Annotated in this window: 22 protein-coding genes and 1 pseudogene; 11 read left to right on the forward strand and 12 right to left on the reverse strand. The window is 66.5% G+C overall.

Annotated elements, in window-relative coordinates; translation table 11 throughout:
- Positions 1-57: 57 nt before the first annotated feature.
- A protein-coding gene (locus tag ACJEIK_RS04940; protein ID WP_109498924.1) for an IS3 family transposase occupies positions 58-1,241 on the reverse strand; the annotation gives its coding sequence in 2 pieces (ribosomal slippage) (positions 58-989 and positions 989-1,241; 1,185 coding nt in all).
- Between the two features lie 615 nt (positions 1,242-1,856).
- Here ACJEIK_RS04940 and ACJEIK_RS04945 point away from each other — a divergent pair.
- From ACJEIK_RS04945 to ACJEIK_RS04960, 4 genes and pseudogenes are all read left to right on the forward strand, one after another.
- Positions 1,857-2,590 (forward strand): annotated as a pseudogene (locus ACJEIK_RS04945) (mycofactocin-coupled SDR family oxidoreductase).
- 329 nt (positions 2,591-2,919) lie between these two features.
- Positions 2,920-3,060: a hypothetical protein gene (locus tag ACJEIK_RS04950; RefSeq protein ID WP_162563358.1), complete on the forward strand. Its 141-nt coding sequence runs from the start codon at positions 2,920-2,922 to the stop codon at positions 3,058-3,060.
- Positions 3,061-3,112: 52 nt separating this feature from the next.
- A complete protein-coding gene (locus ACJEIK_RS04955; RefSeq protein WP_406804826.1) occupies positions 3,113-3,739 on the forward strand; it encodes a cutinase family protein in 627 nt (208 codons plus the stop codon).
- A gap of 12 nt (positions 3,740-3,751) precedes the next feature.
- Positions 3,752-4,894, forward strand: a complete 1,143-nt coding sequence (locus ACJEIK_RS04960) for a zinc-binding dehydrogenase (protein ID WP_406804825.1) — start codon at positions 3,752-3,754, stop codon at positions 4,892-4,894.
- A gap of 1 nt (position 4,895) precedes the next feature.
- On the opposite strand, the gene ACJEIK_RS04965 is transcribed toward ACJEIK_RS04960, so the two are convergent.
- Positions 4,896-5,276, reverse strand: a complete 381-nt coding sequence (locus tag ACJEIK_RS04965; protein ID WP_234785455.1) for a PH domain-containing protein — start codon at positions 5,274-5,276, stop codon at positions 4,896-4,898.
- Between the two features lie 346 nt (positions 5,277-5,622).
- On the opposite strand from ACJEIK_RS04965, the gene ACJEIK_RS04970 reads away from it, so the two are divergent.
- Positions 5,623-6,888, forward strand: coding sequence for an MCE family protein (locus tag ACJEIK_RS04970; RefSeq protein WP_135356302.1), 1,266 nt, complete (start codon positions 5,623-5,625; stop codon positions 6,886-6,888).
- Between the two features lie 49 nt (positions 6,889-6,937).
- Positions 6,938-7,642, forward strand: a complete 705-nt coding sequence (locus ACJEIK_RS04975) for a GAF and ANTAR domain-containing protein (protein ID WP_267324943.1) — start codon at positions 6,938-6,940, stop codon at positions 7,640-7,642.
- A 22-nt stretch (positions 7,643-7,664) separates the two neighbouring features.
- Here ACJEIK_RS04975 and ACJEIK_RS04980 read toward each other — a convergent pair whose 3' ends face one another.
- Positions 7,665-8,411 carry an STAS domain-containing protein gene (locus tag ACJEIK_RS04980; RefSeq protein WP_061001211.1) on the reverse strand — a complete coding sequence of 249 codons (747 nt, stop codon included), beginning with the start codon at positions 8,409-8,411 and terminating at the stop codon, positions 7,665-7,667.
- A 293-nt stretch (positions 8,412-8,704) separates the two neighbouring features.
- On the opposite strand from ACJEIK_RS04980, the gene ACJEIK_RS04985 reads away from it, so the two are divergent.
- Positions 8,705-10,129: a DUF1254 domain-containing protein gene (locus ACJEIK_RS04985; RefSeq protein WP_061001206.1), complete on the forward strand. Its 1,425-nt coding sequence runs from the start codon at positions 8,705-8,707 to the stop codon at positions 10,127-10,129.
- 76 nt (positions 10,130-10,205) lie between these two features.
- On the opposite strand, the gene ACJEIK_RS04990 is transcribed toward ACJEIK_RS04985, so the two are convergent.
- Positions 10,206-10,691 (reverse strand): hypothetical protein, encoded by a 486-nt coding sequence (locus tag ACJEIK_RS04990; protein ID WP_061001205.1) that lies wholly within the window; start codon positions 10,689-10,691, stop codon positions 10,206-10,208.
- Positions 10,692-10,791: 100 nt separating this feature from the next.
- On the opposite strand from ACJEIK_RS04990, the gene ACJEIK_RS04995 reads away from it, so the two are divergent.
- Together ACJEIK_RS04995 and ACJEIK_RS05000 are read left to right on the forward strand one after the other, a co-directional pair.
- A complete protein-coding gene (locus tag ACJEIK_RS04995; RefSeq protein WP_409431129.1) occupies positions 10,792-12,876 on the forward strand; it encodes an AAA family ATPase in 2,085 nt (694 codons plus the stop codon).
- Positions 12,758-13,000, forward strand: coding sequence for a LuxR C-terminal-related transcriptional regulator (locus tag ACJEIK_RS05000; RefSeq protein ID WP_409431130.1), 243 nt, complete (start codon positions 12,758-12,760; stop codon positions 12,998-13,000). Before ACJEIK_RS04995 ends, ACJEIK_RS05000 begins: the two co-directional genes overlap by 119 nt.
- Before the next feature lie 2 nt (positions 13,001-13,002).
- Here ACJEIK_RS05000 and ACJEIK_RS05005 read toward each other — a convergent pair whose 3' ends face one another.
- The 7 genes from ACJEIK_RS05005 to ACJEIK_RS05035 all read right to left on the reverse strand — a co-directional run bounded on the left by ACJEIK_RS05005 (position 13,003) and on the right by ACJEIK_RS05035 (position 19,824).
- Entirely contained in the window at positions 13,003-13,845 is an 843-nt protein-coding gene (locus ACJEIK_RS05005; protein WP_409431131.1) for a bile acid:sodium symporter family protein, read from the reverse strand.
- Complete coding sequence (locus ACJEIK_RS05010) at positions 13,842-14,846, reverse strand: hypothetical protein (protein WP_064861017.1); 1,005 nt, start codon at positions 14,844-14,846, stop codon at positions 13,842-13,844. Before ACJEIK_RS05010 ends, ACJEIK_RS05005 begins: the two co-directional genes overlap by 4 nt.
- Entirely contained in the window at positions 14,843-16,144 is a 1,302-nt protein-coding gene (locus ACJEIK_RS05015; RefSeq protein WP_409431646.1) for a Dyp-type peroxidase, read from the reverse strand. Before ACJEIK_RS05015 ends, ACJEIK_RS05010 begins: the two co-directional genes overlap by 4 nt.
- A 32-nt stretch (positions 16,145-16,176) precedes the next feature.
- Positions 16,177-16,740, reverse strand: a complete 564-nt coding sequence (locus ACJEIK_RS05020) for a hypothetical protein (RefSeq protein WP_409431132.1) — start codon at positions 16,738-16,740, stop codon at positions 16,177-16,179.
- A 79-nt stretch (positions 16,741-16,819) separates the two neighbouring features.
- Complete coding sequence (locus ACJEIK_RS05025; RefSeq protein WP_409431133.1) at positions 16,820-17,548, reverse strand: DUF3060 domain-containing protein; 729 nt, start codon at positions 17,546-17,548, stop codon at positions 16,820-16,822.
- A gap of 27 nt (positions 17,549-17,575) precedes the next feature.
- Entirely contained in the window at positions 17,576-18,265 is a 690-nt protein-coding gene (locus ACJEIK_RS05030) for a response regulator (RefSeq protein WP_409431134.1), read from the reverse strand.
- Positions 18,262-19,824, reverse strand: coding sequence for an ATP-binding protein (locus ACJEIK_RS05035; protein WP_409431135.1), 1,563 nt, complete (start codon positions 19,822-19,824; stop codon positions 18,262-18,264). The genes ACJEIK_RS05030 and ACJEIK_RS05035 overlap by 4 nt, the downstream gene beginning before the upstream one ends.
- 144 nt (positions 19,825-19,968) lie before the next feature.
- Between ACJEIK_RS05035 and ACJEIK_RS05040 the strand changes: the two genes are divergently transcribed.
- Both ACJEIK_RS05040 and ACJEIK_RS05045 read left to right on the forward strand, forming a co-directional pair.
- Entirely contained in the window at positions 19,969-21,300 is a 1,332-nt protein-coding gene (locus ACJEIK_RS05040) for a cation:dicarboxylate symporter family transporter (RefSeq protein WP_409431136.1), read from the forward strand.
- 491 nt (positions 21,301-21,791) lie between these two features.
- Entirely contained in the window at positions 21,792-22,826 is a 1,035-nt protein-coding gene (locus tag ACJEIK_RS05045; RefSeq protein ID WP_409431137.1) for a hypothetical protein, read from the forward strand.
- 58 nt (positions 22,827-22,884) lie between these two features.
- On the opposite strand, the gene ACJEIK_RS05050 is transcribed toward ACJEIK_RS05045, so the two are convergent.
- The gene (locus tag ACJEIK_RS05050) at positions 22,885-23,202 is read right to left on the reverse strand and encodes a hypothetical protein (protein ID WP_167838106.1); all 318 of its coding nucleotides are present in this window, start codon (positions 23,200-23,202) and stop codon (positions 22,885-22,887) included.
- Positions 23,203-23,297 lie beyond the last annotated feature (95 nt).

Below are 23,297 nucleotides of genomic sequence, written 5' to 3' on the forward strand. Positions count from 1 at the left end.
GCCATAGTTCGGTGCCGGCATGCGAGGTGGGCTTGACCCTGTTTGGTGGACACAGGGTCAGGCGGCTTGTGCCGTCTGATTGATCCGGTTTTCAAACTCGACGGGGCTGATCATGCCCAGTGCGCTGTGACGCCGGCGGCGGTTGTAGACCCGCTCGATCCAGTCACCGACGGCGAGCCTAGCGGCAGCTTTCGTCGGCCACAACCGCCGGTCGTAAAACTCGACTTTCAGTGTCGCCCATAATGATTCAGTCGCAGCGTTATCCCAGCACACCCCGGTACGGCCCACCGACCGCAGCAGGTTGTTCTCCCGGGCGAACCGAGCCAGCTGCGCCGAGGTGTACTGACAGCCCCGATCGGCATGGAAAATCACCTTCTCCGGCAACGGGCCACGCAACGCGATCGCCATCGTCAACGCCGACTCGACAACATCGGTATGCAGGGTATCGGCGATCGCCCAACCGATCACCCGCCGCGAATGCCCGTCCCGTACCGCCGCCAGATACAACCAGCCTTCCCCAGTCCGCAGATAGGTGATGTCGCTGGTCCACACCGCGTTGAGCACACCGGTATCGAAACGACGTTTGACCAGGTCCGGGATCGCTTCGGCATCCGGGTCCGCCACGGTGGTCGGCGGACCGAAAGTGCGCGGACTGATCCCGAACAAACCTTGGCGGCGCAGTGATGCCGCCACCGTCTTGCACGAGACCACCCAGCCATCCTCCCGTAGATCGGCCAGGATGCGCGGTGCGCCGTTCACCCCGTCGGAGTCGGCATGAAACCCCGCAACTGCGGTGTCGAGGCGCTTACGGCGCTGCTGGGCCGGCGTAGGACCGGCAGCGCCGGCCACACGCCACTTGTAGAACCCCGACCGCGATACCACCAGCAGTCGGCACATCCGCACAATGCTGAAGTTCGCCTTCTCCGCCTCGATGATCCGGTAAGCATCTACCGGTTCTGTTCGGAGGCGAAGAAGGCTGCCGCTTTTTTTAAAAACTCACGGTCCAAACGCAATTCAGCGTTCTCCTTGCGCAGCCGCTCCAACTCGGCGCGCTCATCAACATCAAGCACCCCGCCAGTATCCCCGGCCGACTCGCGGGCCTGGCGCACCCACCGACCCAACAACTGCTCACCCAGATTCATCTCCGCGGCCACATGCGCGATCGGACGTCCCGTCTCGATCACCAGGCGGGCAGCCTGCTCCCGAAACTCCGGGGTGTACTTCTTACGCTTGCCCGCCATACGGACATCCTTCCCGCAGGACCAGCAGTCCCACCAGTTAGGTGTCCACCATCAGGGGTCAAGCCCAGTCGTTCAACAACGACCACGCCCCGGTCAGTACGGATACTCCACCTGCCCCCAAAATGAGTTGCCACAGCTCCCATCGTCCCGCGTACTGAGTGGTTTCCGCTAACGAACGGCTTCGACCCGCGACCCGAGAGGGAGTGGCGGGCCGAAAGGCCAATTGTGTGGACTCGCCCTTAGTTAGATGCTGCTGCCGTTCAATCGGCTCCACCGTTTCTCGCCAGCCCATCATCTCGGCCTCGAACGTGTCTCGAGTGGCAGGGCTCGCTGACGCGACGGTGTCACAACTCGGGCGCGGCATCGGCGAACGCGGAGAAGCATCAGCCCACGAATAATATTGCGAGACAACAGCAAGAGCAATTCAGGAAACACCCGTGAACATGTGTTGGCGGAGTTGAAATTCGCCCAGAGTCGGTTCGAGTCCGACTGGGGGCACTCGACTGTGGCCCGTGTCAGCGGTACCCGCCCGCCGGCTCTAGCAAATCCCCACCACCGCGCGTTTACTGATTCCACGGGCATTTCGGTGGCATCAGCAAGAACCGGAGGGTTGCCATGGGCCTTCTCGACGGCAGGGTTGCGTTCGTGACCGGAACTGCGCGCGGCATGGGACGTAATCACGCGATACGGCTCGCTCGTGAAGGGGCGTCGGTGAGCTGGTCGAGGCCGCGGGTGGCAAGTGCCTGATGGCGGTCGCCGACGTCCGCAACTCCGCGGCCATGGACGAGATACTCAAAGACGGCGTCGACAGGTTCGGTGGACGTCTCGACATCGTCGTCGCCAACGCCGGTATCAGCACCTGGGCGCGGTTCTGGGAGATGCCGGACGACGAGTGGCAGGCAATGATCGACGTCAACCTCACCGGGGTCTGGCGCTCGATGAAAGCGGCCGTCCCACACATGATTTCCGCGGGCAACGGTGGCTCGATCATCAACATCAGTTCGGTCGCCGGCATCAAGTCGCTGCCGGGCCAAGCGCACTACAGCGCCGCCAAGCACGGCGTGGTCGGACTGACGAAGTCGGCAGCCATCGAACTCGCCGAGTACAAGATCCGGGTCAACTCAATCCACCCGTGGGGCGTCGACACTGTGCTCGCCGCAGACCCCACCGTTGGCACGTTGCTGACCGACCACCCGAGCTACCTGATGTCATCCGGCTGCATGCTCAGCGACCCGTTTCCCGCGAGCGTCGACGACATCTCCGACGCCGTGATCTACCTGGCGTCGGATCTATCGCGCGCGGTCACGGCAACACAGTTGACGGTCGATATGGGTGCCACGAAGGTCTGATCACCCTTCGCTGGAGCGTGCCCTCTGATACTCGACTGAATATCGCTATTCGGGCCATCACACTGCCTGGTCAGGCGGACGATCGTAGAAGGCATCAACCCACCCCATTCTCAGTCGGCCAAGGCCGAGGCAGTGCCGCCCTGACGGCGCGGAGAGAAGGCACCATCATGATGTACGCAGAGTACGAAATGGCGGCGGTGTTGGTGCTACTCGTTGGTGCCGGGTGTGAGGTGATGGCGACTCGTCTGCGCCGCGCCCACCCCACTCGGCTGCCGGATCGAAAAGCGGCGCCGCCGTTATCGAAAACTCCTGGAACCCGTTCGGCACCAATGGATTATCGGACCGGCAGCGCGGCCCCGCCCAAGGGACTGCGCCTGGCCCGCGAACGCTCGCATGCCCGACGGATGGACCGTCGCCGCGTAAAGAAGGAATTCCAGGCCTGGCTGGAGATCACCTCGCAACCGCTGTAGTGACGGACCAAACCCGTTGCGAACCTGTGCCACCGACCTACGATCGGTCGGTATGACCCGCAACCTCGCGTTGATCTTCGCCTTCGCTGCCGTGGCCCCCGTCGTCTCGGCCGTCGCACCCGTCGCAACCGCCGCACCGTGCCCCGATGTCCAGGTCGTGTTCGCCCGCGGCACCACCGAGGCGCCAGGCCTGGGCAGTGTCGGTCGCCCCTTCGTCGAGGATCTGCGTGCGCGGGTGGCGCCGCGCACCGTCGAGGCGACGCCGGTCGACTACCCGGCGAGCAACGACTTCGCCGTCAGCACCCCGGCGGGCATCGACGCCGCACGGGCGGTCATCGAGTCCACCGCGGCCAGCTGCCCGAAGACCAAGATGGTGCTCGGTGGCTACTCGCAGGGGGCGGCGGTCATCGAAGGCGCCACCAACGCGGCACCGCAGCTCGCCAGTCGCGTCGCCGCCACCGCACTCTTTGGTGCGCCGCGCACCGGTTTCTCTGCGATGCTCGCCGGCGGACCGCTGCCAGAGCTGGCGCCGCAGTACGTCGCCAATGCCATCGATCAATGCGCCGAGGGCGACCCGATCTGCTGGGTGGGCGGTGGCTTCGACGTCGGTGCCCACGGTTCCTATGTGCAGTCCGGAAAGGTCACGCAGGCTGCCGATTTCGCGGCCAGCAAGATTTAGGGGAGCGCCAAAATGAGTGAATTACCCGAGAAAGCCCTCGAACTGCGCTCCCTGGTCACCCCGGACGGCATGCTCGAACTCTCGCTGCAGGACGTCGACATCCCCGCCCCGGCGGCGGACGAAGTCGTCGTCCGCGTCGAGGCGTCGCCGGTCAACCCGTCGGATCTGGGCCTGCTGATCCCCGGCGCCGACATGTCGGCCGCGACGGTCACGGGCACCCCGGAGCGACCGGTTGTCACCGCGCCGCTGCCGCCCGGGGCGTTGGCTCATCTGTCCGTCCGCGTCGGTCAATCGCTTCCGGTCGGCAACGAAGGTGCCGGCACCGTCGTGGCGGCGGGCGAGTCGGACGCGGCGCAGGCGCTCCTGGGCAAGGTGGTGGGCATCGCGGGCGGCGCCATGTATGCGCAGTACCGCGTCGTCAAGGCCGCGGCCTGTCTGGTGCTGCCCGACGGTGCGACGGCGAAGGACGGGGCGTCGTCGTTCGTCAACCCGCTGACAGCGCTGGGCATGGTGGAAACCATGCGCCGCGAAGGACATTCGGCCCTGGTGCACACAGCGGCGGCGTCGAATCTGGGGCAGATGCTGGTCAAGATCTGCATCGCGGACGGCGTGCCGCTGGTCAACATCGTCCGCAAGGCCGAGCAGGAAGAAATCCTGCGGGACTTGGGTGCCGAGTACGTATGCAACTCAGCCGCAACGACTTTCGAGCAGGATCTGTTCGAAGCGCTCAAAGCCACCTCTGCGACCCTGGCCTTCGACGCCACCGGTGGGGGCACGCTGGCCAGTCAGATCCTCAACGCCATGGAGCAGGCGGCCAATGCGACCGCGACGCAGTACTCCCGCTACGGCTCGGCCGTGCACAAGCAGGTGTACATCTACGGCAGCCTCGACACCGGCCCGACGATCCTCAACCGAAGCTTCGGTATGTCGTGGGGCATCGGCGGCTGGCTGCTCACACCGTTCCTGGCCAGTGCGGGGGCCGAGGTCATCGGTCGGCTGCGGGCGCGCGTCGCCGCAGAACTCACCACGACCTTTGCGAGCACCTACACCCAGGAAGTCTCGCTGGCCGGCCTGCTCAAGCCCGAGGCGTTCAACAGCTACCTCAAGAAGGCCACCGGCGAGAAATTCCTGGTGACTCCGCAGGCGGTGCCGTAGGTCAAAGTACGTGGTCGCCGATCAATTTTCCGATCGTCCGGATATCGACCTGACCCTTGAAATCGAGGTGCACCTTACCGAGGCCGGAGAACCACAACTCGAGCTCGGCATCGAGGTCGAATTTCCCTGCGGTTTCGATGCTCCAGGCCTGAATCTTGTTGTAGGGCAGCGATGAATAGTCGCGCTTCTTTCCCGTCAAGCCCTGTACGTTGATCGCGATCATGCGTTTGTTGGTGAAGACGACGGAATCGCGCATACCTTTGAAGGCGAGGTAGACCTGCTCGCCGTCGACAAGCATGGGGGCCAGTTCGGCTGAGGCCTGCGCGGGATCGCTGGGGCCCAACTTGATGAAGCTGCCATTTTGGAAGTCGATCATGCTCATCCCGCCCGTCGTGTTCGCCAGTGCTGTGATGCCAGGTGCGCTACTCGATGCGTGGCCCCGGCGTTTGAGGATCGTACGGGACGCTGTTCAGCAAGTTCACAGCATTTGTTCCCGTCGCTCGGGCCTGCCAGACCCGCAATTTGCTGACAGTCGTCATCACATTGGTGGCACCTACTTTGTGATGGCGAGACGATGGTCATCGGCTGGCCCTCGCGTCAATTTACGCTTTGCTAGAGGTTTGTCATTTGCGTGCCGCCAGGGTGGCGACGGTCGTACCCTGCATTTCAGTCTCGATCAAGGCCGGACAACGGCGCCCGGCCACACCTCGATTCGACGCTGGAGTGCCATGACGAAACCGCGGCCGCCACTGCAGCCGTTACCGCCCGTCGCCGCGGGCCAGGTCCATGCGCCGCTCAACAGGGATCGCACCCCGCCGTACAAGATCGCCGGCCTGATCGTGGCTCTCGTTGCCGCCGCGGGGATGACGCTCACCTGGCTCCAGTTCCGTGGCGCCTTCGACAGCAAGGCTCAGGTGTATGTGCTGGCCAGTCGGGCCGGGCTGTCGATGGACAACGGCTCGAAGGTCACCTACAACGGTGTGCCGATCGGGCGGCTCAAGGGGAGCGAGGTGGTGGCCGCCCCCGGCGAGAAGGCCCAAGCCAAATTGATTCTCGACGTCGATCCGCGCTACCTCGACGTGCTCCCGCGCAACGTGGACGTCAAGCTGCTCGCCACAACGGTTTTCGGCAACAAGTACATCTCCATGACCTCCCCGCCGAATCAGACGCCGCAGCGGCTCAAAGGCGGCGACACCGTGAACGCCGTCAGCGTCACCACGGAATTCAACACGCTGTTCGAGACCATCACGGCGATCTCCGAACAGGTCGACCCGGTGAAGCTGAACGCCACCCTGGCCGCCGCGGCGCAGGCCCTCGACGGGTTGGGCGAGAAGTTCGGTCAGTCGCTGGTGAACGGCAACGTCATCCTGGCTGACCTCAACCAGCGGATGCCGACCATCCGGCATGACAACCGTGCACTCGCCGATCTCGCCGAGGTCTACGCCAACGCGTCGCCGGATTTGTGGGACGGCCTGAAGAATGCGGTGACCACCGAGCGCACCTTGAATGATCAGCGCGACAACATCGATCAGGCGTTGATGGCGTCGGTCGGGTTCGGCAACACCGGCGGCGACATCTTCGAGCGGGGTGGCCCGTACCTGGTGCGTGGCGCGCAAGATCTGCTACCGACGTCCCAGGTGCTGGACAAGTACAGTCCCGAGATCGATTGCGGCATAAGGGCTCTGCCGCGCGCCGTGGAGGCCACGTCCTTCGCCGTCGGCGGCAACGGCTACTCGCTGATCTCACATACCGCGCTCGTCGGCTCGGCGAACCAGTACGTCTACCCCGACAACCTGCCCCGGATCAATGCCCGGGGCGGACCCATGGGGAGGCCCGGTTGCTGGACCGTCACCCGCGACATCTGGCCCATGCCGTACATGGTGATGGACACCGGTGCGTCGATCGCTCCGTACAACCACTTCGGTCTCGGATCGCCGTTCGCATCCGAGTACGTCTGGGGTCGTCAGGACGGCGAGAACACCATCAATCCGTGAGCACCCGCGGGGCCCGCCGCGGCGTACGCTTGTGCAAGAGGTGTGCGGCGTGACAGGAACGTCTTTCGGTTCCAGCAGTGGGCGCGGCCAGCGGCTTGTTGATGCCGCCGGTGGTTCAGTCGCATGTCTCGGCACCCGTGAAGCGACATTGCAGCGAATGGTCGATCACGCCGTCCGCGAGATACCCGCCGCGAAGTACGCAGGTGTGACGACCGCCGGCTTTCCCGCCCAGCTGGATACGGTTGTCATGACGCATTCGTATGCCGCCGTGATGGATGCCATTCAGCAGTACCAACATCAAGGACCGTTCCTGAGCGCGGCATGGAAGCGCGACGTCCTACGGGTGAACGATCTGGAGGCCGACGATCGCTGGCCGGCCTATCGACGAGATGTGCTCAGGTCGACGCCCATCCGCGCGGTGCTGTCCTTCCGCCTCTTCACCACGGCCCGTTCGGTCGGCGCGCTGATGGTCTACGCGGACGAACCCAACGCATTCGACCGGCACGCCGAGGAGATCGGCTATGTGGTCGCGACGCATACCGCGTTGGCGGTCGGCGGTGCGCAGCCGCGCGATCTGGTTCGGCACGTGCTGGACAACTGGGACGTCGTGGGGCGGGCGAAAGCGCTTCTGATGGAACGGTTTCAGGTCGGTGATCCAGAGGCCTTCCAGATGTTGAAACGCCTGTCGCTGAGCAGCGGCACCGACCTGCTCAGGCTGTCGCGACGGGTGATCGACAAGGCCAGGCAGCTCTGATCGGCCTCGAGCCCTGACGGAGCTATAAGACGTTCTCATGGCCCATGACGGCCCACACGATCTTGCCCCTCGGCGTCGGGAGGTTTCCCCACACGCGAGCCAGCGCAGTCACCATTGCCAGGCCTGATAGGTGGCTGGTGCCGTAGTGAGCCTCTTCCCTGCGCTGCGCCAATGTGGCGCTGCCGTCCTCGACTGCTATCGCGACCACGCGGCCGTCGTACTCCGCCCGAAGCGTGGGCGCCGAATCCGTGTGCCGCAGTACATTTTCGACGAAGGCCGCGGCGACCGTCGCCGCGCCTGGGATGAAGGGGGCGCACGACCACCCGGACAGCCAGCCACCGATCAGCCGTTGTGCGTCGATGATGCTGCTGACGTGCGCAGGAAGTTCGGCTCGTGCCCGGCGCCGCGGTCGGGGCCACTCGTCGTCCATCGACTGCAGCGCATCCCGCATTGTGGCGAATGCCGGCACGTAGCGCGTGATACCGCCTTGGCGGATGAGCTGGCGGGCGGCATCGTTGGCGCACACCAGCAAGATCGGCACGTCGGGCCAGGTCCGCACGAGCCAACGGGCACTTGAAAACACCGACCAGGCTGACGCGTCAGGCACGTGCAACTCGTTGACATCGACGATCACCACGCGCGGTTCGTCCAGTGCGGCCTCGACCACGCTGTCGCGCAACGCCCGATATGACACCCCATCGAGTTCGCCGGTGCATCGCAACGTGTATTCGCCGCTCCGGCCGACGACAGGTGCACTGACTCGCAGCATCTCATTCATCGGATCCCCCAAGGACGCTGGGCATGTACAGGACGTCGAACGGCAGATCCCGCCATCGGACTGAGGGCTTCCGCGGTGTCGTGCGGAGGCGCGTGCAGTTGATCGTTCCATCGGGTTCCAACCGTTCTGAGCCAGGGCTTTTCAACCTCGTCAGTTGGCTACCCGATGGCGGGCAAGTGAAACAGTCGTTGACGGTGCCGTCACCTTGGCTGGATGCGTGGTAGAAACGGCTTTGCTGTGTGTCGCCTGTGGCGGCATGAACACTCGACGAGCGGGAGTTGTGCATGAAGTTCTGGGTTGCGGGATTGGCCGTCGTGCTGATGGGCGCGATGACCGGCTGCGGAAAGGGGACGGAATCACCCGGCGCCAGCTCGTCGACTCCTACCGCCGCCGGCCAGGACGACGTCCGCGCGATCGCGAAAGACGCCTACATCTACGGCTTTCCGATGGTGGACTCCTACCGCATCCAGTACGCCTACTTCGTCGACAAGGCCAACCCGCAGTACAAGGGCGAGTGGAACAGGCCCCACAGCATCGCCCGGGTGTTCACGCCCGAGGACACCGCGATTCAGACGCCCAACTCGGACACCCCGTACACGATGCTCGGGGCCGACCTGCGCGCCGAACCGCTGGTCCTGACGGTGCCGCCGATCGAGGCCAACCGCTACTTCTCGCTGCAGTTCATCGACGGCTACACCTACAACTTCGCCTATGTCGGCAGCCGGGCCACCGGTAACGGTGGCGGGAAATACCTTCTGGCAGGTCCGGATTGGCAGGGCGAGAAGCCCGCCGGCATCAACGAGGTGATCCGCTCGGACACCCAGTTCGCACAGGTCATCTACCGCACCCAGCTGTTCGACCCGGCAGACCTGGACAACGTCAAGAAGATTCAGGCCGGCTACACCGTCGAGCCGCTGTCGGCCTTCGAGCACCAGCCCGCAAAGGCCGCGCCGCCAGTCGATTTTGCCGTGCCACTCTCGGCCGAGGACGAGAAGACCTCGCCCAAGTTCTTCGAGACCCTCAACTTCGTGCTGAAGTACGCGCCGGTGCTGCCGGGCGAGCAGGACGTGCGTGCGCGTTTCGCCAAGATCGGCATCGGCCCCGACGGTGACTTCAATGCCGACAAGTTGAGCAAGGAGAAGCTGGAGGCGGTCAAGGCCGGTATCGCCGACGCATGGGCCGAAACCGATGCCTTCAAGAAGGACAAGCTCGCCACCGGACAGGTGACGTCGGCTCAGCTGTTCGGCACGCGTGAATTCCTCAACGGCAATTACCTGTACCGGATGGCCGCCGCGGTGCTCGGCATCTACGGCAACACGGCCGCCGAGGCCATCTACCCGGTGGTGTCGGTCGATTCGACCGGCGCCCCACTGACCGGTGCCGACAAGTACACGCTGCGCTTCGCGCCAGGGCAGCTGCCGCCGGTGAACTCGTTCTGGTCGCTGACGATGTACAAGATGCCGCAGAGCCTGCTGGTGGCCAACCCGATCAACCGCTACCTGATCAACTCGCCGATGCTGCCCAACCTGATCAAGGATGCCGACGGCGGCATCACGATCTACGTACAGAACCAGTCGCCAGGAGCGGACAAGGAAGCCAACTGGCTGCCGGCCCCCGAGGGTCCGTTCCAGATGATCATGCGGCTGTACTGGCCCAAGGAGGAAGCTCTCACCGGCACCTGGCAGGCGCCGAAGGCCGTCAAGAGCTAGTTCGATCGCGACGAGAGTGGGCGATATGGCCGAAAAATCGGTCAAAGCCTGGTCGTAGGCCCCACTCTCGGCGCGGTCAGCGCTTGCGGCTGCAGTTCGGCTGGGCCGGCTTGGCCGGCCATGCGCACACGTTGAGGTACGTCTCGGTGCCCATCCCGCCGCCGTCGAAGACGCCGTAGCTGTCGCCGTGCGTGCCGGTGTAGGTGGCACCGCCGCCGCCTCCCGGCCCGCCGTCGGACGACACGATGGTGGTGACGGCCCAGCCCTTGCCTTCGAGCGCGGTCTTGTACGCCGTGACGACCTCAGTGGGGGCGCCCGTCACCTTGAAGCTGAGATGAATCCCGTTGTCCGCGATCGAGTCTGGGCCCCAGGTCTGGGCGGTACCGCCGGGTGTCGGGACCAGCGCCTGCAGTTCGGCGGGACTGGCCGGCGCTGCGGCCGAGGTGCTGGTCGCCGTTGAGCTCGATGAGCCGTTGGCGCCGGAGTCGGCCTTGCCGCCACAGCCCGCCACGAGGCCGAGCACTGCTGCCGTGGCCGCCACGGCGCGGATTGTGTTGCCCATGGTCGCTCCCATCCTCGAGCGCACCGTATCAACGTATTCGACGCTATGGTCAAAAATGGCGTGGTTGGGTGGACGCGGGAGACGCACCTACGATGCCAAGGTGGCAGGGGAAGGCTGGGTAGCGCACGTCCCGACGGCCACCTACGGCCCGCCCCGGCTCGGCGGCGGCGTCATCGCGCGGCCGGCGATCACCGGATTGCTGTCCGATTCGGGCGCCGAACTGGTGGTGGTCACCGCGCCCGCGGGATACGGCAAGACGACGGCGGTGGCGCTCTGGGACCAGTCCGACGGCCGGCCCTTCGCCTGGGTGCGGCTCGATCATCTCGACAACGACCCCGCCCATCTGTTGCTGCACCTGATGACGGCGGTGGACCAGGTGGCCGCGGTCGATGCCGCGACGTTTCAGTACCTCCGCGGCGCCGGCCGGGCCGTGGAAACCCAACTGATTCCCGCGGCGATCGCGGCGCTGGAGTCCGCCGGACCGATTGTGTTGGTGCTGGACGATATTCACGAGCTGACGCACGAAGCGGCGGTGTCGGCGCTGCGGGCCCTGGTCCAGCTGGCTCCGGAGTCGACGACGCTGACGCTGATCGGCCGCACCGCGCCGCCGCTCGATCTGGCGCGGCGCAGGCTGCAGGGCAACGTCCTCGAGGTCGGCACGGCGGAGCTGAAACTCTCTGTCGCAGAGGCGGAATCGGCCCTCGGCGCGGTCGGTGGACCGGTCGGCCCGACGGCCGCGCTGGTGGTCGACCGCTGCGAGGGCTGGGCGGCCGGCGTGGTGATGGCGGCCATGGCGTTGCGGGACGGTTCGTCCGCCGACGTGATCACCGGACGTCACCGCCTGGTCGCCGACTATCTGGTCGAAGAAGTGCTGAGCCGGCTGGACCCGGCCGTCGAGGCGTTTCTTGTGGAATCGGCGGTGCTCGACCACTTCGCCGCCGACGATCTGAACAGTGTTCTGCAGCGCGATGATTCAGCCGACATGCTGAGCGCCATCCACGCCTCGGGCAACCTTTTCCTGGTCTCAGTCGATGAGCAGGGTGCCGAGTACCGCTACCACCGGTTGTTCGCCGACCTGCTCCGGGCGCGGCTTCGCAATCGCGATCCGGAGCGGTTCCGGGCCCTGGCGTCCCGGGCGGCAGAGCATCTCGAGCGCGCCGGCGACATCGACGGTGCCCTCCTGCAGGCGCTCGCGGCCGACGACCCGGCACACGCCGCGGCACTGGTGGAACGCGATGCCGTGCGTCTCGGCTTCGATGGCCGCGCAGGCATCTTGGAGCGGCGGCTGAGTTTGCTCGATGAGCACGTCTTCGCCGATCACCCCGATGCCGCGATCGCCCGGGCCTGGTTCGGGCTGACGCTGGGGGACGCCGATCTGATCCAGCGGTCCCTGCTGCTGGCCGCTGCCGCGGACCGTGGTGCGGCCCTGGCAGACGGCGCACCGTCGGTGAAAGTGGCTGCGGCCCTGGTCGGTTCGCTCGTCGGCATCGGCGGGGTACTCGAGGTGGTCCGGCACGCCGACACGGTCTGTGCTGCCGGCGATCACCTCGTCAATCCGTGGTGGGGCGCGGCCGCTTCGGTGAAGGGCGGCGCGCTGTCGATGGCCGGTGACGCCGAAAGTGCCAGGGCGACACTGGAATCTTCGCTCCCGGTCCTCGATGATCTGCCCGGATTCCGGGCCGTGGCGCTGGCGCATCTGGCGCTGCTGGATCTCGACGACGGCGCCCTGCAGTCCGCGGCGCAGCGCAGCGCGCAGGCCCGCGGCATCGTGGACTCCCGCGACCTGTGCGATCTGGTGCCCGTGGTGTTGGTGTACGCGGTGGACGGGTTGGTGCGTAGTCATCGCGGTGACGCGGCCGGGGCGCGAGATGCGGTGCGTGGTGCCGAGCGGCTGCTGGACCGGCTGGGGGACCTGGCGGCGCGCACGGCGGCACTGGGCCATGCGCTGACGGCGGCCACTGCCCTCGAGATCGACGACCCCGAACTGTGCCGTCGGCATCTGGACGCGGGGCTGCTGGCCGCCCGGCGGGAGCCCGACGCCGCCGCGGTGCACCTGCGGCTGGCTCGTGCGGGAATTGCTTGCGGCACATGCGCAGCACGGGCCGCGGCCATCGCTGACCGCGGCCGAGCTGCGTCTGCTCCCGCACCTGGCGACGCACCTGTCGCTGCAGAAGATCGCCGGTGAGCTGCACCTCGGGCGGGAGACCGTCAAGAGCCAGGCCAAGGCGATCTACCGCAAGCTGTCGGTGTCGTCGCGCGCCGAAGCCGTGGCCGAGGCGGCGCGCCTCGGCCTGCTCGACCAGTCCTGACGTCAGGCCTTGCGGGCCACGAACCGGGCGAACGGGATCAGCATCGTGAACTCGGCGATCAGCACGACCGTGATCATCACCGTGACCCGCGGATCATCGAAGTTCTGCCCGGCGACCACGAAAGCGGCCGCGGCATTGCGTTGCGCGGTACCCAACGCGAGCACGGGCCGCGCCGTGGCACTGAAAAACACCAGTGCCCAACCGATTCCGGCGCAGACGGCGGTGTAGACGACGGCAGCCAGGATGCCCCGCGTGCCGTACACCGACAGCACCTCCCGGAAGTTGGCGACGATGGTCAGGACGACCACCAGCACCATGCTGACGGTGCTGAGCAGACCGATGGCGGGCCTGACCTTGGACGCGAGCTCCGGGGCCCGGCTCCGGCAGAACAGGCCGATCGCCAGCGGGATCAGCATGAGGATCACCAGCGACGACGCGATGGCCAGCGGATCGACTGCCGAACCCTTGAGGAACACCGGCAGCACGATCGGCACGTATGCCACCGTGGTGATCATCAGCAGCGTCATCACGCCCACCGTCAGACCCGTGTCGGCCTTGGCGAACTCGGCGAGTTTGATCAGGAACGGTGCACCCGCGGCCAGCCCACACAACAGCAGCCCCACACCGAGAGGCTCATCGAGCCCGAGCAACCGCCAGAGTCCGAACGCAATCAGCGGCGCCGCAACGAAATTGGCCACCAGGGTCAGGCTCACCACCCGAACGTCCTTGAGCGGAGCCAGGATCTGGGCCGGAGTCAGACTCAGTCCGACGCCCAGAGTGCTGGCCACCACGAAGATGACGACCGCGATGTTGGAACCGCGAACCGCCAGCTCGGTTACCGTCACATCGTCACCAGGTTGCGCCAGAACGACTTCAAGCTCTCGCTGGCGCCGAACAGCGTCGTGAAATGTGTCGAGTCGACCAGCACGATGTCGCCGGCACGGTCCCCGGTCGGCGGCATGTGGATCAGCGCGTTGAACTCGGTGTTGCCTGCCAGGGTGAAGGGGTGCGGCCGGGTCTGGTCGATCAGCTGCCGGCCCAGCACCCGCAACTCCGGGCTCTCGGGGGCGGTCAACTGGTAGTGCGGCAGGTGCGGGTGCAGGGCCAGCGTCGTGACGTCACGCAGCAGGCCGGCAGAGTCCAGGTCGCGGAAAGCGGTAAGGGGCACAATCTGTTTGGTGCCCTCAACCGTCGCGGGTCGCAGACCCCACGTGTTGTGCACCGGGATGTTCAGCCCCGTAAGCAGCGACCGCGCGAATCCGCTGAAGTTCTGTACGCGCGGCGTCAGCGGGTCGCCGTGGTGCAGGTACTCCATCTGCTGCTGCTCTTTGTCGTCGGTGAAGCCGACGTCGTGGTGCGGGGCCAGCATCAGGCAGGTGCCCTCGCGCTTCAGCCACTGCTGGATAGCGGCGACCTCCTCCGGCGTGGCTTCCTCGTCGCCGAGCAGGTGGTCCAACCCGAAGATCATCAGGGTGTCGGTGTCGTTCAGGATGCGTTCGTCGATCGGCAGCCGGTAGCCGGCCTGATCGACGCGCTGGAACACCGCCACCGGATGCCCTGTCGCTTCACCGGCGACGTCCTGGAAGGACAACGAGGAGCGGTGGAACAGCTCGAGCGTGCCGTCGACGCCCTGCAGGAACTCCCGCGCGCTGTATTCGACACCTTCGTAGGCCGGCCACGTCGCCGCGCGTACCTCGGTCATGGTGGAGAACCGGTTGTACAGCAGCGCCGGGTCGCGCTGGGCCTCCCACGGGTAGCTCCACGACCAGTAGATGCTGACACGCCGGTTGCCGTTGTGGGGACGGGTGATGTGGGCCTGGTTGTAGGTGCGGGCGTACGAACTCATGATGCTCCTTGGTGTCCGAGTGTGGAGAGGTAGCGCAGTGCGGTCAGGCCGGGTAGGAAGAAGTATGCCCCGCCGCGCAGCGTGGTGAATGCCGGTAACCCCTTGTGCACCTGGCGGATCGGCCGTTTGGGGATCGTGAAGTCCAGCGTGCCGTCCTGGGTGCCGCAGATGGGGTCGTGTTCGTTGCCGAGCTCCTGGAACGCGGTGTCGTTGATCCAGACGTTCTGGGCGAACTCGAACTGCCGCACCAGGCTGGCGCAGATCAGGAACATCCCGACGCCCCGTTCGACACCGTCGTCGCGGGCGCCCTCGGGAAGCGCCGGCCCGTAGGTGCCGCTGCGCCGGATCATCCTGCGCCGATTGGGATTCGGCTCGGTATCGCGCGGGTTGAGCCGACGTGCGTGCGAGCCGACCGGACACTTGTAGCCGTGCGGATCCATCGTGGCGTAGTCGAAGTCGTTGTTGCGCATCGGATCCGCGCCGAGCTCGGGATCGTCGTGTTCGGGCGCCAGCACCAAGGGTGCGCCGCTGCGCCAGCGGCCCATGAACTTGGCGGCCAGCAACTCCTGGCCTTCGGTGTCCTCGGCGTGCTGCGTCAGGTAGTCGCGGAAGGTGCCGACATGCTCCTCCAGCCGGCGGTACGCCATGAAGCTGCCGTTGCGTGAAAGCACCTCGAGGGCAGGCTGATTCGACACCAGGCCTTCCTCGTCCGGATAGCCGAGCAGGAACTCGCCCGCGGCCAGCGCGCCACAGGCGCCGGGGATCAGCGTCTCGCCGGACCCGGCCATCTGGGGCTGCGACACCGGATCGCGGTATCCGAAGTGGTCGTGGTCATACTCGAACGGCGCAGTGGCCGCCAGATCGAGATGCGACAGCGACCGCACGCCGGGACACCGAGCCAACAGTGCGTCGTGCTCGCCGACGCAGCGCACCCGTTCGTCCTCGTCCCTTGCGAACAGGATGAGGATGGCATGCAGGTCGTCACCCGCGAGCCCGCCCACCCAGTGCTCCGGTGCGGCGGCGCCGGTATCGCCCAGGATATCGGCGCGGGCCGCCATGCCCTCGCGGAACTCGGCGGGAAAGGTGGCCAGCGTCTGCTCGTCAAGCCCCAACGCGCGCAAGCCGTTCCACGTGAACGCCAGGTTCACCCACCGCTTGAAGATGTTGACCGTCTTGCGCACGTCGGTCGCCGACTGCACGAGCGGAACCATCTCGGCCAGCCAGGCCTGCCCGGCTTCGGGGGTGTCGAACGACAGGAACTCGTACCGGCCGGTGAGGTGAGGCGTCCCGGTCAGCATGATGTGTTGGATATCGTCGAACTCGAGTGCTGTCACTGCATCTCGTCCAACATGTCGGAGAACGCGGCCTTGAGCCGCAGGGCCTTCTTGATCTCCACCGCCGTCACGTAGGGGTACTCGCCGTACTCCAGGAAGCTCGGCACCTGGTGCTCGCGGACGAACATGATGAACGCCTCGGGGTTGGTCTTCCAGTCGGCGGGGAAGCCCTCCAGATGGGTGAACGCCGTGGTGATCCCCGTCGAGCTGAACAGCTTGACGGCGTCCTCGGTGTACTTGTCGAAGTCGGTGTCGAAGATGCCCTGGTACTGGAAGTGCAGCCCGGAGCCGACGTCGAACAGATTCCACCGCAGATAGTGCAGCTTCAGCGGGGCCAGGACGTCGGGCTGTGCGGCGACGGCAGCCTCGAGTTGCTTGCCGTAGTCCCGGATCGCCTGCTCATGACCGTCGAGCACCTTGGCGATGATGTTGAAGCCGTAGCACGCCGGGGTGCGCGGGAAGACCGGCCCGTAGCGACCGCGGGTGAGTTCGAAGTAGCCCTCTTTCGGGATCGCCAGAGCTGCGGGTTGGGTCCAATCGTCATTTCCGTTGTGCGCCATGGCAACGAGATTATGAACGCCGCGGACTCCCGTCGTCCCCCGATTCGGGGGAAATTGACGCGCCGGCGTATCGGCCGCGTCAGCCGCGACTGACGGTGTTGGACCGGCCCGGATCAGGTATCTCCGGGTCCCCGGAGTGGTAGGTCACGTGGTTGTCCATGCCGGACGTGACGATCTTGTCGGCGGAGTCGACCGTCACGGTGTTCTCGATCCCGGAGACCTCGACGGTCGCGCAGTGCCCGGTGATGGTGACGCTGTTGGACACGCCGCTGATGCTGATCGGCCTGTCGTTGCACGCGACCGTGCGGTGGCCGCGCACGCCCGCGACCTGGATGGGCCGGGTGGGATCGTCGGACTGCGGCGGTAATTCGACGAGGCCGGGGCCGGACTGCACCGTGGTGCCGTTGACGACCACCGACGATTCGTCGCCCGGTTGCGGCGGGGTCGGGACGGCCACCGAGACGCTGGGCGGGTGGCTGGCGGAGGGCGGGAGAAACGTCAGGTGTTTCTTGCCGGTCAAGTTGGTGACGAAGACGATCGCGGCGACCACGGGGCCGACGATGACGGCGAGGACGACGACGCCCAGGATCATTCGGCGGGCCGCGGTGGTGGGCACCCCGGGCGGCCAGGGTTGCGACGGCGAGGTCTGCGGGGGCCGGGTGTACTGGGTGGGGTACGGCGTGCCGGCCGCGGGCGTGCGCGAGGACCACGCTTGGCCTGGCTCCGTCAGCTCCGAGGCCCGTGCCTGATCGGTCATCGCGCGTTCGAGCTCGCGGATGCGGGCTTCCGGATCGTCGTCGCGACTCATGATCCGATGCTGTCACACCCGGCGAAGTCAACGCCACAGGTAGCGGGTCTTGGGCCGGCCGGTCCCGCCGTATTCGCTTCGGCGCGTGACGGTTCCGTCGTCGGCCAGCCGCTCCAGATAGCGCCAGGCGGTCACCCGCGCCACCCCGACCGCCTTGGCGGCCTCGTCGGCCGTGAGCCCCTCGAGACTGTCCCGCACCGCGCGGGCGATGTCGTCGTTCGTCAGCGCCGACGCGCCTTTCGGGGCCGCGGATTTATCTGCGCTGGTGCGCAATTCGGCGAGCGCCCGGTCCACCTCGGCCTGGCTGGCGGCGTCCACCCCGGCGGGGAGGGCCGTCCGGTACCGCTGATAGCGGTCCAGCCGGTCCCGGAAGGCCGCGAAGGTGAACGGCTTCAACAGATACGCCAGTGCGCCGTGCGCGACGGCGGCGCGCACCATCTCCAGATCGCGCTCGGAGGTGATGGCGATGATGTCCGGCGCCGGCCGCAGCCCGGACAGTGCCGACGCCAGGCTGATGCCGCTGGCGTCGGGCAGTCCGAGGTCCAGCAGGACCAGGTCGATGGGCTCGTCGGTGGTGGTCGCCCGGGTCGCGGCCTGGATGGCCTCGCGTGCCGTGTGGGCCACCGCGGCGACGGAAAACCCTTCCAGCCGTTCGACATACGTGCGGTGCGCCTCGGCGATCAGGGGATCGTCGTCGACGATCAGCACGGTGGTCATGAGGCTGCCGCCGGAATCGTCACCGACACCACCGAACCGTAACTGACATCGGACGACAGCGTGCCGCCGTGTCGGTTGACCACCTGTGCCACCAGGGCGAGGCCCAGCCCGTGTCCCGGCGCCGATTTCGTCGAATAACCACGGCGCATGGCGTTTTCGAACGTCGCCGGGTCCATGCCGGTGCCGCTGTCGGCCACCCGCATGTGCAGTTCGGCGCCCGGCTCGCACCGCACCGTCACCTCGATCCACGGGTCGTCGCGATCGCACGCGTCCATGGCGTTGTCGATCAGGTTGCCCAGCACCGTCACCATTTCCGGCCCGCTCAGCGGTAGATGCGATGTGTCCGAAGGCAATTGCGAGTCCACGGTGACGGTGAAGTCGATGCCACGTTCGTGGGCCTGGGCGCTCTTGCCCAGCAGCAATGCCACCAGGGCGGGTTCGCGGACCTCGCTGGACAGCCGGTCGACGAGCCGCTGGGACAGCTCCAGTTCGTCGGTGGCGAACGCGACGGCGTCCGTCGGGCGGCCCATCTCGACCATGGTGATCACCGTGTGCAACTTGTTCGCCACTTCGTGCGCCTGCGCCCGCAACGAGTCGGTGAGGACCTTCAGCGAGCTGAGTTCGCCCAGGGTGCTTTGCAATTCGGTGCGGTCGCGGATCGTCACGACCTCCGAACCCGAGGCGCCGGCCACCGGTGACCGGCTGACCACCAGCACCCGGTCGTCGGTGACGTGCACCTCGTCGCGCACACCGGGACCGGCCGCGCGCAGGAACTCCGGCAGATCGGACAGGGCCACCGCACCGGGCGGCAGCGCCAGCAGGCGCCGCGCCTCGTCGTTGGCCAGCGCCACGCGCCCCTTCTCGAGCACCAGCAGGCCCTCGGACACCGAATGCAGGACGGCATCGTGGTGCTCGTACATCACGCGCAACTGGTCCGGCCGCAGCCCGTGGGTCTGGCGGAGCAGGCGGCGCCGGATCAGCCAGGTGCCGGCCAGTGAAAGGGCAAGGGCGGCAAGGCTGATCGCCGCGATCACCGGGATCTGGTGGCGCCACTGCGCCGTCAGCGTCGTCTCGGTGATGCCCGCGGCGACCAGGCCCACCACCCGTCCGGCACCGTCCCGCACCGGGGCGATGGTGCGCACCGAGCGGCCCAGCGTCCCGGTGTAGAACTCGGTGTGCGTCTGGCCTTTCAGGGCCTGCTCCGTGGTGCCCAGGTAGTGGCCGCCGATCTGGCGCGGGTCGGTATGGGTGAACCGGGTGCCGTCGGGCGCCATGACGGTGATGAAAGCGATGCCGGTCTGGGCCCGAACGGTTTCGGTCACCGGCTGCAGTACTTCCGTGGCGCTGCCCGTCTGGATGGCGGCAGCCGTCGACGGCGCGTCTGCCAGTGCCGTGACGACGCCGGTGAGCAGCTGTTTGGCCGCGACGTCGTTGGTTCGGCGGGACTGCACCACCGCCAGCGCGCTGCCGGCTGCCACCACGATGATGATGATCGCGATCTGCAGGGCGACGATCTGGCCGGCCAGGGACCAGCGCGGCGCGGCCGGCCAACTGCGCATCACTGCGTCCTTCTGTAATCCGCCTGCTCGTGGCGTGCGCGGTGAACTTCCGTGAACGAAATGAACATATGCGTGACGTGCCTCACGTTCTGGACCAACATCCTTGCAGAAGTTTTCGACATCGAGGCCGGAGGACTGCCCGACATGACTGATCAAGCGCCCCGTCGCGACCGCACCCATTGGCTGTACATCGCGGTGCTCGTCGCCGTCGTCGGCGGTGTGGCCGTCGGCCTCATCGCGCCCGGGGTGGGCAAGGACATCGCGGTCCTCGGCACCCTGTTCGTCAACCTGATCAAGATGATGATCACGCCGGTCATCTTCTGCACGATCGTGCTGGGCATCGGCTCGGTGCGCAAAGCCGCGACCGTCGGCAAGATCGGTGGCCTGTCGCTCGCCTACTTCCTGGTGATGTCGACGGTGGCGCTGGCGATCGGATTGGTCGTCGGCAACCTGCTGAGCCCCGGATCGGGCCTGCACCTGTCGGCGCAGGCGACCGGCCAGGGCGCGAAACTGGCCCAGAAGGCGCATGAGGCCGGCGGCCTCATGGACTTCGTCTCGCACATCATCCCCGAGACGCTGTTGTCCGCGCTGACCAGCGGAAACGTGCTGCAGGCGCTGTTCATCGCCCTGCTCGTCGGCTTCGCCGTGCAGGCGATGGGCACTGCCGGTGAACCCGTCCTGCGCGGCGTCGAGCACCTGCAGAAACTGGTGTTCCGGGTGCTGATCATGATCCTGTGGCTGGCGCCGATCGGCGCGTTCGGCGCCATGGCCGGCGTCGTCGGCCAGACCGGCTGGCGCGCGGTCACCCAGCTGCTGACCCTGATGCTCGGGTTCTACGTGACCTGCGTCGTGTTCGTCTTCGGTGTGCTCGGCGTGGTGCTGTGGTCGGTCACGCGGATGTCGATCTTCCGGCTGGTCCGCTACCTGGCGCGCGAGTACCTGCTGATCTTCTCGACGTCGTCGTCGGAGTCGGCGCTACCTCGGCTGATCGCCAAGATGGAGCACCTGGGTGTGGACCGCAGCACCGTCGGCGTCGTGGTGCCGACCGGCTACTCGTTCAACCTGGACGGGACCGCGATCTACCTGACCATGGCGGCGCTCTTCATCGCCGACGCCATGGGGCGGCCCATGGCGATCGGGGAGCAGTTGGCGCTGCTGGCCTTCATGATCGTCGCCTCCAAGGGCGCTGCCGGGGTCACGGGCGCGGGCCTTGCGACGCTGGCCGGCGGCCTGCAGAGTCACCGGCCCGACCTGCTCGACGGCGTCGGCCTGATCGTCGGCATCGACCGGTTCATGTCGGAGGCGCGGGCCGTCACCAACTTCTCGGGCAATGCCGTCGCCACAGTGCTGATCGGCTCGTGGACCGGGACGCTCGACCGGGCAAAGGCCGAAGCCGTGTTGCACGGCGCCGAGCCGTTCGACGAACTGACGATGCTCGATTCGGGTGTCGAGCAGCCGTCGGCAACGCCGGTGTGACGGCCCTCACATCGTGAACAAAATGTGAATTCATCGATAACAGCGAATCTCGAGGCCCGCTCAGGCGGGCCTCGAGGCTGTCACGATCTTGATGAACTGAAGTGCAACCTGGGTTCTATCGTGCAGGTGAGACTGATGGGATTGCATGCGTTCGTGTCGCGGTGTGATGTTTCGCTCACTTTGCCAGGGAATGCCGGGAAACGGTGCTTGGAAACCGTCAGAAATGAGGCCCGCCTATGTTTGCTCAATTTGAATTCATGCGTTGTTTACACAGGTCAAAGCACTGATCGCCATTGATAACAAGTCCATAACAATTCACAACATAAGTAACTCCTAAGAGCTTCTGATCAATTCGTGACGAGGCGTCGCTGAAGCCGTCCGGAATGTCGGTGGGGATCACTACACTTCTTGAAAGCAGCGCTCATCCGGGCGCACCCGGACGGGCAATCGACTACCGGCGCGTTGCGGCGCTGGCGGAGGTACCGAAGATCGTGGCAAATAATAACGCTCGTGCAAAAGCGAAGCGGGCAAGCGCCGAGGCGCTGCGCGGAACCATGGACATCGCGCGGGTTGGCCGCGGCGCCATCGCAGACATCGCCGAGAGCGCGGGTCAGTTGGTCGCGACCAGCTACGCCGACAACATGGTGTCGCTGATCGAGCCGCGCAGCCGCAGCATCCGCGATATCGCCGTCGACGGTGAGCCGTTCGCGGTCGTCGCCACCGCTGACCGCGCGTACGTCGCCGTGTCCGGTGCCGAGTTCGACGGTGTCGCCGTCATCGACGTCGCCACGGGTGCCGAGCTGGCCGCCTACCCGCTGGCCTCCGGCGTGAGCGCACTGGCTGTCAGCCCCGACGGCAAGCGCGTGTTCGCGGGCCGTGCCGGTGACACCTACATCGACGTCGCCGTCATCGACATCACCGCTGAGCGCGTCGGCACCATCGAGATCGCCACCGGTGCTGCCATCAGCATCGACGCCCTCGCGGTCGACCACACCGGTCGCCGGCTCTACGTCGCCACCACCGACGAGATGGGCAGCCAGCTGGTCGTCGTCGACACCGAGACCGCGCGTATCCGCAACACCATCGTCATCGGTGCCCCGATCCGCAGCCTGGCGCTCGGCCCGGACAACACCGCCTATGTACTGACCTCGGACCTGACCGCCCGCGGTGAGGTGCACGTCGTCGACCTGGCCGCCGGCCGCGTCACCGGCCGCTTCGCCGTCGGTGACGCCCCGACCCAGCTGGTGCTCGGCGCCGACGGCACCCGCGCCTACGTCGTCGACTACAACCGCGTCTCGGTGTTCTGCACCCAGACCAACGCGGTCGTCGACACCATCGCGGCCGACGTCCAGCCGTCGTGCGTCACCGTCAGCCGTGACGGTTCGCGGCTGTATGTCGCGGACGTGGTCGGTGACGTCACCGCGGTCGCCGTCGAGGCCCCCAAGCCTCTGCTCTACTCACAGTTCATGGCGACCAAGCCCGTCGCGATGAACGAGGTGCGCGCGCTGGAGCCCGCGACCGTCTGAGCACTCCACCAAGAACGCCCCCGCCGACCGGCGGGGGCGTTCTTGGCGTCTGGGGGGGCTAGCGCGTGCCCGTGCAGTCGAGCGACACCGAAATGGTCCTGCTGGTCTGCGGCAGCAGGATGGAATTGCTGTTGCGGCCCAGGCCGGGGCCGACCCACGGCACCAACTGCGTCGTCTGTTGCGGATTGCGCACACTGGTCACCGTGCACTCGGACACCGGTGCCGTCCCGAGCTTGTCGATCGTGACCACATAGCCCTCGGACTGCAGCCGGTTGATGGTGTCTTGCGCCGATTCGGCCATGGCCGATCCGGCCGGTGCCAGCATCGCGGCCACTCCGCCGGCCAGCGCCGCGGCGAGCGTCCAATTCGAGCGCATGATTTTCTCCTGTCGTGCCAACGTTAATCATCCTCCTACCTGGCAGGGTCGGCTAGCATCTCGACATCCCAGCGGCAGCAACCCAGAGGCGAAAT

This window comes from Mycobacterium sp. SMC-16, from assembly GCF_046250085.1.
GTDB lineage: Bacteria > Actinomycetota > Actinomycetes > Mycobacteriales > Mycobacteriaceae > Mycobacterium > Mycobacterium phocaicum.